The organism is Acinetobacter halobius (assembly GCF_044130335.1).
In the GTDB taxonomy this organism is placed as follows: Bacteria; Pseudomonadota; Gammaproteobacteria; order Pseudomonadales; family Moraxellaceae; genus Acinetobacter.
This window is the reverse complement of sequence record NZ_JBIQOD010000001.1, coordinates 90,452-103,923: the sequence shown is the minus strand read 5'-3', so window position 1 is coordinate 103,923 and position 13,472 is coordinate 90,452. Positions and strand designations below refer to the sequence as shown.

The window sequence follows — 13,472 nt, the reverse complement described above, 5'->3', positions numbered from 1 at the left end:
AGAATGCAAATGTATCCACTGGCTATCGCTTCTACCGAAATTCGCCATCGTCGCTATTTGCCCAAATCGCATACTTTTGAGGTGAAGCTTAGCTATTTATGCTTTGATCCGGATCAACTGGCAAATTTTACCCAAAAATCTTGGTTCTGGTCTTCTAGTCGCTGGAATTTATTGACCTTGGATGAACGTGACTTTCTTAACATGGAATATGGCTCGATTCGGCAGAAAGTTGCACGGTTATTGATCAAGCTCGAAAACTATCATTTACCACATGCTGCATCTATTCGTGTACTGGCTTTACCACGCACACTGGGTTTTCGTTTTAATTCTGTGGTGTTTTATTTGATCTTTGATACGACCGATCAACTGATTTTTATACTGAGTGAAATCACCAATACACCGTGGAATGAACGTCAGGTGTACATTCACGATTGTCGGCACAATGTAACTAAACATACGCCTTACCAGAGCCACCAGTTTGACTTTAAAAAGGCCTTTCATGTGTCACCATTCATGCCGATGTCACTAGATTATCGTTGGCGTTTTAGCTTTTCAAAACAGCAAAATGTGATTCACATGCAGCTGTTTGAACAAGAAATATTGCAATTTGATGCCACGATGAAATTTAAGCTGCAAGCCATCACACTTCCTTCACAGCAACATCGATATGCTGTATTAAAAGTTCTTGAGCCCTTTAGGATGGTGAGCGGGATTTATCTACATGCTTTGCGCTTATGGAAAAAGAAAATTCCGTTTTATCGGCATCCTAAAAAAGAAAAAGGAAAGACATGACTATGAAAACCCTGTTAATGGGAGAGCATACCGAACTGCCGATAGTCCTACGCCATATGCTGAAATTGCGTCATGGTCAGCTAATATTTAAAGGTATCTGGAATGGTCTAGTCGGGGAAAATTACAGTGACTTGCATGCAGTAATTCAAGTTCACGACCAACGCCTTATCGATTTGCTGTTCCGTAATGGTGTACTGGGGGCAGCAGAAGGCTTTATTCGTGGTTATTGGAGCAGTGAAGATCTGGTCAACGTAATTCGTATTCTAGCACGTAATCGTGATGTGCTTGATCGGATGAATCAAAATGTAGTGGCAAAAGCTAGCCAGTTGGTACTCAAGGCTTGGTATAAATCCCGCAAGAATTCGATTGATGGTAGTCGTCAGAATATTGCTGAGCATTATGACTTGAGCAATGATTTTTTTAAATTGTTCTTAGATTCCAGCATGATGTATTCCAGTGCGGTGTTTAAAGAACCCTGTATGAGCTTGGAACAAGCTTCAGATTATAAAAAAGAACTGATCTGCCAAAAACTTCAATTGCAACCGATGGACCATTTGGTTGAAATTGGCAGCGGCTGGGGAGGCTTTGCCATTTATGCGGCTCAACATTATGGCTGTAAGGTGACCACCATTACCATTTCCAAAGCTCAGTACGATGAAGCACTCGCCCGAGTTGCTGAAGCAGGGCTGTCTCATCGGGTGTCTGTACAGCTTCAGGACTACCGTTTACTCGAGGGTAAATACGACAAATTGGTGTCGATTGAAATGATTGAAGCAGTTGGTGAGCAATATTTACCAACTTATTTCCGAAAATGCCGCGAGCTCCTCAAGCCGAATGGTCTAGCCTTGATACAGGCGATTACGATTGAAGATGCACGCTATGTTAAAGCTTTAAATACGGTAGATTACATTAAGCGTTATATTTTCCCCGGTAGTTTTATTCCATGTATCAGTGTGATGACGCAAACGGCTTCTGAGCAAAAACTTCGTCTCAAACATCTGGAAGATATTGGTCAAAGCTATGCACAAACCCTGAAGTGTTGGCGCCAGCGTTTTCTGGAGCAGCGTGATCAAGTACTGCAACTTGATTTTGATGAGCGTTTTATCCGCATGTGGGATTTTTATCTGTGTTATTGCGAAGGTGGTTTTAGGGAAGGTGTGATCAGTGATGTTCATTTGCTGTTTGAAGCCAGTGCTTACTAAGCAGAAATAAAACAGGAGGAGGGCGACATGCTGCTAGATTTATTTTTGCTCAATGTCTTCATCATGCTCTGTAGCTGGGTGTTGGTGACCTATAACCGCAGAGCAGGGCTAGTCGATGTCGCTTGGAGTTTCAGTATTGCCCTTAATGTGATTATTGCCGCTTGGGTGATTGACAGTGCGCCGATGTTGGTTCGGTTATTTCTGGGACTGGCGAGTGGGATCTGGTTTTCACGGCTGACTTGGCATCTGTTACGACGCTATGCCAATGAAACCCAAGAAGACACGCGTTATGCAAACATGCGCCGAGCGATGGGGGATTATCAGCATCTTGGTTTTCTGGTGTTTTTTATATTTCAGGCAGGTTTGGCTCTACTGTTTTCTTACCCAATGCTGAAGTTGTTAAGTATCTCGACCGAGCAGTGGAATGACTGGACTTTGGTCACTGTTATTGTGGCGGGCATGATCATGCTATCGGCTTTGATAGGTGAAAGCACTGCCGATCAGCAACTTTACAGTTTTAAGCTAGATCCACAAAGTCAAGGTAAAACCATGGATCAGGGCTTGTGGAAATATTCGCGCCATCCGAATTATTTTTTTGAATGGCTGCATTGGTTTGCCTATCCAGTGCTCGGTCTGGCAGCAGGATGCTATGGATTATGGATTTATCCACTGCTGATGTGGCTATTCCTGTACTACTTTACGGGGATTCCTTTTAGTGAAAAACAGGCGCTCGCCCACCGTGGTGACAACTATAAAGACTATCAACGACGAACTTCAATGTTTATTCCGTGGCCACCCAAAGAGTAGGTAAATACATGGACTTTATGATTCAAAAAACCTTAGAACTGATCGAAAATGGCAAGGTTCCAGACCCAGTGATTCGTGCTGGTATTAAAATCTTGAGCAAAAAACGTTTGGCACAAGAAGGTCGGTTTGACCCCGCATTGGCAGCGCAGCGCTATATGGATGTGCTGACCATGCTGAAAAACAGCGAAATTGCCATTGAGACAGACAAAGCCAATGAGCAGCATTATGAACTGCCGACCGCATTTTTTCAGGCAGTACTCGGTAAGCGTTTGAAATATAGCGCGAGTCTATTTGAACATGCCGATATGACGCTAGACCAAGCCGAAGAAGCTGCCCTTGCATGCTATTGCCAGCGAGCACAACTGAAAGACGGGCAGGATATTTTGGAAATTGGCTGCGGTTGGGGTTCTTTAAGTCTATATATGGCCGAGCATTATCCAACGGCCCGTATTACAGTCGTGTCAAATTCTTCAACGCAGCACGAGTATATTCAGGAACAAGCCCGTTTAAAAAAACTGGATAACCTTAATGTGATCACTTGTGATGTCAATGTGTTGCAACTTGAACCTGCGTCATTTGACCGTGTGGTATCGGTGGAGATGTTTGAGCATGTACGCAACTATCAAAAACTGTTTGAAAATATTAGTATTTGGCTCAAACCAGATGGCTTATTGTGGTGTCATATTTTCTGTCATCGTTTCTTGCATTATCCGTTTGAAGTCAAAAATGAGTTTGACTGGATGTCGCAATATTTCTTTAGTGGTGGTTTGATGCCAGCAGCCTCAACTTTCCTACATTTTCAGCAGCATTTACAGCTAGAACAGCACTGGCAATGGGCGGGTACGCAGTATGAACGTACCGCAAATGCTTGGCTAGAAAATATGGATGGTAAACAGGCCGAGCTAAAGCCCTTATTTGAAAAAACTTATGGCGCGGATGCCGCAATCTGGTGGCAGCGCTGGCGGATTTTCTTTATGGCCTGTGCCGAGCTATTTGGTTATGACAATGGACGCGAGTGGGTCATTGGCCACTTTCTGTTAAAGAAGAAAGCCTTATAATTGAACAGTGGGATTGGCCAGCGGGGAATGCATCAATGTTAAAGCTATTTAGGGATAAACGTGATCATCCTCTGAGTGAGGTGTTTAACCGCTACTACTGGCTGCAAATCGGATTCATTGCCTTGTCTGTGGTGATTGGGATTGGCTTCAGTGCCTGGGTGATTAAAGGTTCTTTGCTCAGAACGGCGCTAGAACAGGAAATGTCACACTACTGGCAGCGATTAGAACGTAATCCTGCTGCAGAATTGCCCGATACCAAAAACCTGTATGGTTACCGCTGGAACACTGTGCCACCCTCCCAATTTAAGAATATGTCACTTGAGCAAGGGGTGAATCGGCATTTTGTCGATGGTAAGGAACGCATGACCGTTTATGGCGAAAAAGATGGGCAGCATGTCCTGTTAGTCTTTGGCGAAAGCAATGTCAATAAACTGGTCTGGCTGTTTGGTCTGGCACCACTGATGGTCAGCTTGTTTGTACTTTATAGTATGTTATGGTGGTGGAACCGTCGTGCCCGGCGCTATTTTTCTCCCATTACAAGGCTTGCCAACGCACTGGAACATATTGATTGGGAAGATTATAAAAATCAGGCTTCACCATTTCATGACATACGGACTGATTCAAATCTGGAAGCGGAATATCTGAAGCAGGCGCTAGAAAAATATCATCAGGTATTAAGCGAGTTTATTCAGCGTGAACGTGAATTTACTGGTGATGTCAGTCATGAGCTTCGCACACCACTTACCATCTTAAAAGGCAATGTGCAGTTGTGTCAGGCACGCTATGGGGACAATAAATCATTTACTCGCTTGAACAACACCATTGAAGACATGCAACTATTAGTTGACACACTACTGGCTATCGCCCGCAATACCACCAATACTTTAACCGCTGAATCGACTATGCTTTCAGAATGTCTGGAGAATCTAGTTCAGGATCTGGATAGTGTTAGCCATAACAAAGGTATGCGGATAAATTTTCAAAAAGATCTAAACGAACAGCCACGTAAAATTTACCCGTCGATGACCAAAATGGTATTTGGCAATATTTTGCGGAATGCACTGAATTATTCACAAGGCACAGAAATTGATGTCATTTTGCAAAAAAATACAGTATTGATTGCAGATAATGGTGTCGGCATTCCTTTACCGAATAACTCAAAGGTGCAAGAACTGTCGGGGCAGCAATTGCAATTAGAGATCAAAGGTCATGGCATTGGACTGCAATTGGTACAGAAGTTGTGCAAGCAGCTTGGCTGGCGAGTGGAATTGTTTGATCGGCAGTATTATCTCAATACCCATCAGGATGTTGATCTGGCGATGACGACTGGACTGATTGTCGTCGTGTATTTAAATTAAGGCTTGGCTTCTAGAGCTTAAGGTTCTAAAGTGATCTTTAACCCTACACCAGATATGGTGTGAATTAGTTTTTGCTCAAAAGGCTTATCGACCATTTTACGCAAATTATAAATATGACTACGCAGGGCATCGCTTTCAGGCTCTTGATCCCCCCAAAGCTCTATCATAATTTCCTGTTTAGTCAGAACTTTAGGCGAATGACGCATCAGTAGTTTGAGCAGTTTGAATTGAATGGGGGGAAGTTCAATGGTTTGTCCTCCACGAGTCAGTTGCTGTGTTGCAGGGTCCAGAATAAGATCATGAATTTGAAGACGGCTAGAGGAGACTTCACCCTGTGAACGCTTGATCAGAGCTTTGACTCGAACCACCAGCTCATTAAAGTCAAATGGCTTGACTAGATAATCATCCGTTCCTGAATTAAAACCTTTAAGTTTGTCATTCAGCGTATCGCGTGCGGTGAGCATCAGCACGGGGAGGTCCATACCTTCTTTATTTCGTAGCCATTCACATAGTTCATAACCCGAACCATCAGGTAAGTTAATATCTAAAAGTAAAATATGATAGCGTTGCTGCTTGAGCAATTGGCGCGCAGCATTTAGGTTTCGAGCATGATCGACCACAAAACCATGCTCTTCTAGAAACTCGCATAGGGTAGATGCCAGTTCGTAATGATCTTCAACCATCAAAATAAAATGTTTAGACATAACTGTAGAGACTACTTTATTAATTGCTGTTTTAATTTAGCACTAAATGGCTGAGGACCTAGCCATATATTAAAATATTGCTGGGCTAATGGGTTCTGGAGTTGTCCCTGTAGTTTCTGGTTTAAGTATAGGCTTAATGTGTGTGTGGCATGGCTATATTTTAGTTGGTATAGATCTCCTGAGTTCACTGGACGATACAGATCGGTGATTGGATTGAAAACAGCCTGAATCTTTTGATCTTTGATATTACGTTGGAGTAGATGTCTGGCTGCACGTTTGAATGCCCATTCTGGAATATTCTGCATATAGGTAAAATCCATCTGCATGTTTTGGCCTTGCCAAGGCTGATTACAGTTTTGCGCAAAGTAACCAGCCACACCGACCTGTTTTTGTCCCACCATTAGTGGGCCATTACCACATTTATTTAAGGTCTGTGCATGCGCCCACGAACCGAAACTCCCGAGCATCAGTACAGTGGTTATGGCTACTTTTTGAAAGGCAGTACCCATGAATAGGTTCCTCCTACATAAGGCAAAGAACGATACAGACCATTGGCCGGATCCCAGAAATCTTGTTGGAAAATAATCTGATGGTTTGGGTTGACCTTTATTTCACTGATTCCAAATGAATCCATTGTTCGTGTCTTGCCGAACATTTTAAAATCATAAACCATATGCCAATGTACATAGGCAGAGTCTTGATGATATGAAGTATTTAATAGACTGACAGTTACATTACTCACCCGCTGGTTCATACCTTGAAAATGTTCAAGCAGTTTTTTACGCGATGAAAATTGCGACAGAGTATCGTTAATAAAAAGCTGATCTGCATACAGTGCTCCAGCATTTTCAACGAATTTAGGTGTGCCCAAGGTATTAAATGCCGAAGTGAAGCGGGTACCGATTTCTAGTGCTTTTGCATCATCTAAGGGTATTCCCTGAATACTCGCTCTGGCATTTGCATAATCAGAGGAATAACGAGGAACACTTTTACATCCTGACAGGAAAAGCACTGGTAAGGATAAGGCAATTGCCATTAACGTTTTGACTTGATTCATATTCACTGTCCATCTTCACAGTTTATCCTCCCACTTTAGAGAGGCTAAAGTGAACAGAATGTGAAGATAGATACTAAAGACAGTACATTGAATAGAATTTTGATGATTAAGGATTAAATTTCACTTTCTCTTTTTTCTTCAGTCATTAGCCAATGAATGATATTCATGACATCACGATTTTCGTTATTTTTTCTGACCATTGCATAAAAATTATAGTCACAATAGATAAAACCAAAAGGGGCAATGACCCTTCCATTTAATATTTCTTTTTCTACTAAAATTTGAGGCGCTATCGCAATTCCTAACCCAGACACAGCAGCTTCTATCATCAAATTGAGACGATCAAAATAACGATCATTCGCTTTTGGGGAAAAGTTAATTTTGGACTGATCAAACCATGTATGCCATGCACTTTTATTTGAGTGGGTATGAAGTAGTGGATAATCTAAAAGATCATGTTTTGTATGGAGAGGATTTATTTCCCGATTACAAATAGGCCCCATGTTATCGGGAAATAAAAGATATTTATTCAAAAAGTTGGAAAGTATATGATTCTCACTGATGCTATTGATCAATATGTCAACTTTCTCTTTTTCTAACAATTTTAAGTCATTACATGTCATTAATTTGATATGGATATTGGGATAAATGACTTCGAGCTTTTCTAATCGAGGAATCAGCCAATTTGCCATAAAACTATGAGAAGCACCTATTACCACCTCTACCTCTGACGTTTTATTTGTTAACTCAAAGACGCATTGTTCTAAACGATTAAAAAGCTGCGTACAAACGAGCGATAATTCTTCTGCGTCCGCCGTCAGAGAGATGGTCGAGGAATGTCGAATAAACAATTTTTTATCTAACCATTCTTCTAGCTGTTTTATTTGATGGCTAATCGCACTATGGGTGACACACAATTCTTCCGCAGCTAAGCTGAAACTTTTACTTCTGGCGACGGCTTCAAATGCTTTTAAAGCATTAAGGGGAGGTAATGTTCTGCGTTTCATGTTGTAAAATTTTCTAACATCATCAGCTCAAAATATATCAATTATCAGAAAAATGAAAATATTTTAAGATCAAACAAATTTTGATAGTAAAAGAGATATGAGATGACAACCCCTTATACAGGTAATGGTCCTGATGACTTGGGATTTTTTGGTAAGTTTGGCGGATGTTACATGCCAGAGAGCTTAATGCCAGCACTTCGAGAATTAGAGCAAGCCTTTAATACTGTTCGGCACAAACCTGAATTTTGGGCTGAACATCAGCAGATTTTAACGGACTTTGTTGGTCGTCCTAGTCCTCTTTTTTATGCAAAAAACCTAACAGCTTATGCGGGAGGTGCTCGAATATATCTCAAGCGAGAAGATTTGAACCATACTGGTGCGCATAAAATCAATAATTGTGTTGGGCAAATCTTATTAGCCAAATTTATGGGGAAAACTAGAATCATTGCAGAAACTGGTGCTGGACAACATGGTGTTGCAACAGCAACTGTTTGTGCACTGTTTAAGATGAAATGTACCATTTTTATGGGAGAAACAGACATTCAGCGCCAACAAGTGAATGTTGAACGCATGAAATTACTCGGTGCTGAAGTCAGAAGTGTTCAAAAAGGTCGTAGGACTTTAAAAGATGCGATGAACGAAGCATTACGTGACTGGATTAGTCATGTTGATACAACCTATTATCTGTTGGGTACTGGTGCAGGTCCTCATCCATATCCCATCATGGTCAGAGAATTTCAAAAAATTATTGGTCTAGAAGCCAGAAACCAAATACTCCTCAAAGAAAATAAACTGCCTGATGCTTTAGTTGCTTGCGTTGGTGGTGGATCAAATGCATTAGGGTTGATGCATCCTTTTCTAGAAGACCTGAATGTCAAAATGTTTGGCGTTGAGGCAGGTGGAAAAGGAACAAATAGCGGTGAACATGCGGCCTCTATTTGCAAAGGTCAAGTCGGTGTGCTACATGGTAATTTAACCTATTTATTACAAGATTTAGATGGACAGATTTTAGAGGGGCACTCTATATCAGCTGGCTTAGATTATCCTGGTATTGGCCCTGAGCATGGCATTCTGTTTGAAACAGGGCGTGTGACATATACGGCTATAACCGATCAAGAAGCTGTAAATGCATTTCAGCTTTTAAGCCAACAGGAGGGCATTATTCCTGCGCTTGAGAGTTCTCATGCCATTGCGTATGCGATTCAACTTGCTCAAGAAATGCAGCCAGAACAGATCATTATTGTCAATTTAAGCGGCAGAGGTGACAAAGACTTAAATACAGTCAAAAAATATCTTGCAGGAGCTACAGCATGAACCGTCTAGATCAAAAATTAGAGCAATTGAAACTGGAAAATCGAAGCGGTCTGGTTTGTTATTTTACTGCTGGAGATCCTAATTTTGCAGAAAGTTGTCGTCTGTTGAGCCAATTGGGTCAAGCTGGAGCTGACATTATTGAAGTTGGCATTCCTTTTTCAGATCCAGTGGCAGATGGCGAGATCATTCAGGCAGCACATATTAGAGCTTTAAGTGCAGGTCAAACGGTAAAACAGACCATTGAGTTGGTGAAAGCAATCAGGCTGCATGATGACAAGACACCAATAATTTTTATGACTTATTTAAATCCGATTATGCAATATGGTTTCGAGACACTTGTCGCCGAAACAGAAAATCTTATAGATGGAATATTGATTTTAGATGCTCCATATGGATATCGAGAAAACTTTGAAGTGCAATTAAATGAAAAAAATATGCATTTCATTGCAATGACAGCGCCGACTACCCCAGTTGAAAGGTTAGAGCAAATCTCAGCGCGCGCGACAGGTTTTTTATATCATGTTGCAGAAAATGGTTTAACAGGAGGAGACTTCAATCTGTCTAATCTTGAGAAAAAGATTGCTGAAATTAAGCCTATTTTTAATATTCCAGTTGCAATTGGCTTCGGGATCAAAAATGAAAGCCACGTTAAAGCCTTAGCCAATAAAGTTGATCTTATTATCATTGGCTCAGCGCTTGTCGATACTTTTTTTAATAAGGGAATGATCGCGACTTTAGAAAAGGTCACAGTTTTTTCGCAGATACTGAGAGAAAATAAATAATATCCTGTTTTTTAATCCGTATATTTAAAGTTAATTTATCAAGAACCATATGTGATAAAACCCTCTCCCGTAAGGGAGATGAAACTTTGTATGTGGATTTTTTCTGAAAGTGATCACTTTTTAAAAATCACTATTATCATACAGATGTGACATACGTTTTTGCTTTGTTTCGAGATAATTCTTATTAAAGCTATTTAAGCCTACTTTCAAAGGAATACGTTCAAGAACATTAATTCCCAAATCAGTTAAAGATTTAATTTTAAGTGGATTATTTGTAATGAGTTTTACATTTTTTATTTTTAAATAATCGAGCATAATGGTACACATATCATACTTGCGAGCATCCGCTGGCAGGTTTAATAATAAATTGGCGTCAAGGGTATCATGTCCTTGGTCTTGAAGTGCGTAGGCTCGAATTTTATTGGTTAGTCCTATGCCACGGCCTTCTTGGCGTAAGTATAAAATGACACCTTGACCTGCATCATTAATCATTTTCATGGTTGAGTGTAATTGTGGACCACAATCACATTTGAGTGATCCAAAAGCATCTCCTGTTAAGCATTCTGAATGTATTCTGACCAGTACAGGTTGATTCGAAATAGTATCCATGCCTTTGGCAAGAGCGATATGTTCTTCACCAGTCTTTTGATCTTGAAATGCTATAATTTCAAAATCGCCAAACGCAGTAGGTAACTTTGATTTGGAAACAAATTCTATAGCCATTTAACTATACCCCTGTATTTTAAGAATTTAGAAACTTGCAATTATTACTTTCCAGCTAAAATAGTTCTCAGATAGTGAAATTTATGTGAAAACACAAGAGTTTTTAGTGTGTGAAGTAAATTTCAATAAAAAATCAATAATTTACTTCTAATTTTAGATTTGACAAGTTTTCTAAAATTGTTTTTTAGTTGGATGTTAAATATACAATTTTTATATGCATAATAACTAAGATCGAAATTAACAGTCATTAGGAACGATATAGACTATTTTAAAAATGGTAACTTTTTTTACTCGTAATTGCTTTCTGAGTAGGTTGGTATGATAGTCTTAATAGTTAAGCTCTACATTCAGCTTGTTCTCATTTTTTAAATTTTTAATATTATGTACTTATTACAAAAGGAAGAGATTCATGGCTAGTCCTAAAAAAGAAGTAAAAGCAATAAAGATTGATATCGGTATTTCGCATAATGATCGAGAAAAGATTGTTTCTGGTCTGTCAAAATTACTTGCAGATAGTTATACCTTATATTTAATGACGCATAATTTTCACTGGAATGTTACAGGGCCTCAGTTTAATAGTTTACACAACATGTTTATGGATCAGTATACTGAACAATGGAATGCTTTAGATACTATAGCAGAACGTATTAGAGCATTAGGTTTCCCTGCCCCTGGTACGTACAAACAGTTTGCTAAATTGACCGCAATTAAGGAAGTAGAGGGTGTTCCAAAAGCACAAGAAATGGTTGGTTTATTAGTTAATGCTCACGAAACTGTTGCAAAAACAGCAAGAGGAATTTTTCCAATTGTCGATGAGGTAAACGATCAGCCATCAGCAGATTTAGTTACACAAAGACTTGAAGTACATGAAAAAACAGCATGGATGTTAAGAAGTATTTTAGAGGATTAATAAATATAGAAACCCTTGAATATATATTTATTCAAGGGTTTGAATAAACTAGAGATTAAGATGATTTTGGTTTATTTAAAACTTCATCTAGTACATCTTTCTCCAAAGCATTATCCCAACGAGCAACAACGATTGTTGCGCAAGCATTTCCTACAAGATTGGTTAATGCACGGCATTCTGACATAAAGCGATCAATACCTAAAATTAATGCCATTCCTGCAACAGGTACTGCTGGTACAACAGACAATGTAGCCGCTAGGGTAATAAATCCTGCACCAGTTACTCCAGCTGCCCCTTTAGAGCTAACCATTGCTACCAGTAAAAGAGCTATTTGTTCACCAATTGATAAGTCTACATTACATGCTTGAGCAATAAATAACGCTGCCATGGTCATATAAATATTAGTACCATCAAGATTAAATGAATATCCTGTCGGGATTACTAGACCCACTACAGACTTTTCACAACCAGCTTTTTCCATTTTTTGCATTAAAGTGGGTAGGGCCGCTTCTGATGAACTTGTACCTAATACAAGCCATAATTCATCTTTAATATATCGAATGAGAGCTAAAATTGAAAATCCATTGTAGCGAGCTACTGCACCTAAAATAATAAGTATAAACAACAACGATGTTATATAGAAAGTCATTATCAGTAATAGCAAATTACCTATAGCTTCAATACCATATGCGCCAATTGTAAATGCCATTGCACCAAAAGCACCAATTGGAGCTAACTTCATTAACATCCCGACTAAATAAAATACAGGGGCTGTCAAATTATTTAGAATATCAACAATTGGGCGGCCACGGTCACCAATTGCAGCTAAAGCAATACCGAATAAAACTGCGACAAATAAGACTTGTAGAATGCTTCCTTCAGCTAAAGGGCTTATTAGTGTCTTAGGAATAATATTCATGAAAAAGTCGACTAAAGTCGCATCATGTGCTTTTTCTACATAATCAGCTACTTTATCATTTGCTAATGTAGTTGGATCAATATTCAAACCTTTACCGGGTTGAATGATATTTGCCACTACCATGCCTACAATAAGAGCTAATGATGAGAAGGTAAAAAAGTACAACATCGCTTTACCAGTCACACGACCAACACGACTCATATTAGTCATGCCAGCAATACCCGTAACAACTGTTAGAAAAATTACCGGAGCAATAATCATTTTAACAATTTTAATAAATGCATCGCCTAATGGTTTTAGGCTTTCACCAAACTCAGGGTAAAAATGACCTAATAATATACCTAAGATAATTGCAAATATTACCTGGACATATAATATTTGATGAAACTTCTGTTTCTTTTTTATAACTTCTGGTTCAAGGGTACTGAATTCCATTATCTATATACCTTTTTAGATCAAATTTTAAATTACGCAACCATGCAACATTTGAAGCATGAAACCACTCTGTTTGAGAAGAGCAGGCAGTTTATAGAAAAAAAGAACCATCAGGTCATAAGATTTCGAAATGTTAATATGAAATCCATATATTAAAGACATGCTAAACAATTAATTATTAATGCACCAAATTGGCGCCAGTTAATAAATAATTATTGCACTATAATGAATCATAAATAGGATAGTATGGCACTAGTATAGTGCATTTTAATATTGGGAAATTACATGGAATATGTAAAATATTGATTTATATTTATTTTGTGTAAATTTTTCTAATGAAAGTAAATACCATAATATATAAAGTGTTTTTTTGTTTATTTTACTTAAATTTAATAAATATTTTA

General features: G+C 39.1%; 14 protein-coding genes. 8 read left to right on the top strand and 6 right to left on the bottom strand.

Going from position 1 to position 13,472, the window contains the following annotated elements; genetic code table 11:
- Window positions 1-3 precede the first annotated feature (3 nt).
- Genes ACE01U_RS00475 through ACE01U_RS00455 form a run of 5 tightly spaced genes read left to right on the top strand, consistent with a single transcriptional unit; the run spans window position 4 to window position 5,217 of the window.
- The gene (locus ACE01U_RS00475; RefSeq protein ID WP_395553020.1) at window positions 4-792 is read left to right on the top strand and encodes a DUF1365 domain-containing protein; all 789 of its coding nucleotides are present in this window, start codon (window positions 4-6) and stop codon (window positions 790-792) included.
- Complete coding sequence (locus tag ACE01U_RS00470) at window positions 789-1,994, top strand: SAM-dependent methyltransferase (protein ID WP_004981573.1); 1,206 nt, start codon at window positions 789-791, stop codon at window positions 1,992-1,994. Before ACE01U_RS00475 ends, ACE01U_RS00470 begins: the two co-directional genes overlap by 4 nt.
- A 27-nt stretch (window positions 1,995-2,021) precedes the next feature.
- Entirely contained in the window at window positions 2,022-2,801 is a 780-nt protein-coding gene (locus ACE01U_RS00465; protein WP_395553019.1) for a DUF1295 domain-containing protein, read from the top strand.
- Between the two features lie 8 nt (window positions 2,802-2,809).
- On the top strand, window positions 2,810-3,859 hold the full coding sequence (locus ACE01U_RS00460; RefSeq protein ID WP_395553018.1) for an SAM-dependent methyltransferase: 1,050 nt from the start codon (window positions 2,810-2,812) through the stop codon (window positions 3,857-3,859).
- 35 nt (window positions 3,860-3,894) lie between these two features.
- Complete coding sequence (locus ACE01U_RS00455) at window positions 3,895-5,217, top strand: sensor histidine kinase (protein ID WP_395553017.1); 1,323 nt, start codon at window positions 3,895-3,897, stop codon at window positions 5,215-5,217.
- A 17-nt stretch (window positions 5,218-5,234) separates the two neighbouring features.
- Here the strand turns inward: ACE01U_RS00455 and ACE01U_RS00450 are convergent, their stop codons facing one another.
- From ACE01U_RS00450 to ACE01U_RS00435, 4 genes are all read right to left on the bottom strand, one after another.
- The gene (locus ACE01U_RS00450) at window positions 5,235-5,921 is read right to left on the bottom strand and encodes a response regulator transcription factor (protein WP_144583788.1); all 687 of its coding nucleotides are present in this window, start codon (window positions 5,919-5,921) and stop codon (window positions 5,235-5,237) included.
- Window positions 5,922-5,932: 11 nt separating this feature from the next.
- Entirely contained in the window at window positions 5,933-6,430 is a 498-nt protein-coding gene (locus ACE01U_RS00445) for a chalcone isomerase family protein (RefSeq protein WP_395553016.1), read from the bottom strand.
- The gene (locus ACE01U_RS00440; protein ID WP_004981561.1) at window positions 6,406-6,978 is read right to left on the bottom strand and encodes a nuclear transport factor 2 family protein; all 573 of its coding nucleotides are present in this window, start codon (window positions 6,976-6,978) and stop codon (window positions 6,406-6,408) included. Before ACE01U_RS00440 ends, ACE01U_RS00445 begins: the two co-directional genes overlap by 25 nt.
- A gap of 113 nt (window positions 6,979-7,091) precedes the next feature.
- Complete coding sequence (locus ACE01U_RS00435; RefSeq protein ID WP_291372751.1) at window positions 7,092-7,985, bottom strand: LysR family transcriptional regulator; 894 nt, start codon at window positions 7,983-7,985, stop codon at window positions 7,092-7,094.
- Between the two features lie 102 nt (window positions 7,986-8,087).
- Here ACE01U_RS00435 and trpB point away from each other — a divergent pair, with 102 nt between their 5' ends.
- Together trpB and trpA are read left to right on the top strand one after the other, a co-directional pair.
- Window positions 8,088-9,299, top strand: a complete 1,212-nt coding sequence (gene trpB / locus ACE01U_RS00430) for a tryptophan synthase subunit beta (RefSeq protein WP_395553015.1) — start codon at window positions 8,088-8,090, stop codon at window positions 9,297-9,299.
- A complete protein-coding gene (gene trpA / locus ACE01U_RS00425; RefSeq protein ID WP_291372755.1) occupies window positions 9,296-10,081 on the top strand; it encodes a tryptophan synthase subunit alpha in 786 nt (261 codons plus the stop codon). The genes trpB and trpA overlap by 4 nt, the downstream gene beginning before the upstream one ends.
- A gap of 120 nt (window positions 10,082-10,201) precedes the next feature.
- Here trpA and ribA read toward each other — a convergent pair whose 3' ends face one another.
- Window positions 10,202-10,804 carry a GTP cyclohydrolase II gene (gene ribA, locus ACE01U_RS00420; RefSeq protein ID WP_291372757.1) on the bottom strand — a complete coding sequence of 201 codons (603 nt, stop codon included), beginning with the start codon at window positions 10,802-10,804 and terminating at the stop codon, window positions 10,202-10,204.
- Between the two features lie 409 nt (window positions 10,805-11,213).
- Here ribA and ACE01U_RS00415 point away from each other — a divergent pair, with 409 nt between their 5' ends.
- The gene (locus ACE01U_RS00415) at window positions 11,214-11,714 is read left to right on the top strand and encodes a Dps family protein (protein WP_086209422.1); all 501 of its coding nucleotides are present in this window, start codon (window positions 11,214-11,216) and stop codon (window positions 11,712-11,714) included.
- A gap of 55 nt (window positions 11,715-11,769) precedes the next feature.
- Here ACE01U_RS00415 and ACE01U_RS00410 read toward each other — a convergent pair whose 3' ends face one another.
- Window positions 11,770-13,068, bottom strand: coding sequence for a dicarboxylate/amino acid:cation symporter (locus ACE01U_RS00410; protein ID WP_086209421.1), 1,299 nt, complete (start codon window positions 13,066-13,068; stop codon window positions 11,770-11,772).
- Window positions 13,069-13,472: the final 404 nt, after the last annotated feature.

What these genes read in the sequence shown, in the direction of transcription:
- ACE01U_RS00475 (WP_395553020.1), top strand. Translation starts at nt 4, where the DNA reads ATGCAAATGTATCCACTGGCTATCGCTTCTACCGAAATTCGCCATCGT.
- ACE01U_RS00470 (WP_004981573.1), top strand. Translation starts at nt 789, where the DNA reads ATGACTATGAAAACCCTGTTAATGGGAGAGCATACCGAACTGCCGATA.
- ACE01U_RS00465 (WP_395553019.1), top strand. Translation starts at nt 2,022, where the DNA reads ATGCTGCTAGATTTATTTTTGCTCAATGTCTTCATCATGCTCTGTAGC.
- ACE01U_RS00460 (WP_395553018.1), top strand. Translation starts at nt 2,810, where the DNA reads ATGGACTTTATGATTCAAAAAACCTTAGAACTGATCGAAAATGGCAAG.
- ACE01U_RS00455 (WP_395553017.1), top strand. Translation starts at nt 3,895, where the DNA reads ATGTTAAAGCTATTTAGGGATAAACGTGATCATCCTCTGAGTGAGGTG.
- ACE01U_RS00450 (WP_144583788.1), bottom strand. Translation starts at nt 5,921, where the DNA reads ATGTCTAAACATTTTATTTTGATGGTTGAAGATCATTACGAACTGGCA.
- ACE01U_RS00445 (WP_395553016.1), bottom strand. Translation starts at nt 6,430, where the DNA reads ATGGGTACTGCCTTTCAAAAAGTAGCCATAACCACTGTACTGATGCTC.
- ACE01U_RS00440 (WP_004981561.1), bottom strand. Translation starts at nt 6,978, where the DNA reads ATGAATCAAGTCAAAACGTTAATGGCAATTGCCTTATCCTTACCAGTG.
- ACE01U_RS00435 (WP_291372751.1), bottom strand. Translation starts at nt 7,985, where the DNA reads ATGAAACGCAGAACATTACCTCCCCTTAATGCTTTAAAAGCATTTGAA.
- trpB (WP_395553015.1), top strand. Translation starts at nt 8,088, where the DNA reads ATGACAACCCCTTATACAGGTAATGGTCCTGATGACTTGGGATTTTTT.
- trpA (WP_291372755.1), top strand. Translation starts at nt 9,296, where the DNA reads ATGAACCGTCTAGATCAAAAATTAGAGCAATTGAAACTGGAAAATCGA.
- ribA (WP_291372757.1), bottom strand. Translation starts at nt 10,804, where the DNA reads ATGGCTATAGAATTTGTTTCCAAATCAAAGTTACCTACTGCGTTTGGC.
- ACE01U_RS00415 (WP_086209422.1), top strand. Translation starts at nt 11,214, where the DNA reads ATGGCTAGTCCTAAAAAAGAAGTAAAAGCAATAAAGATTGATATCGGT.
- ACE01U_RS00410 (WP_086209421.1), bottom strand. Translation starts at nt 13,068, where the DNA reads ATGGAATTCAGTACCCTTGAACCAGAAGTTATAAAAAAGAAACAGAAG.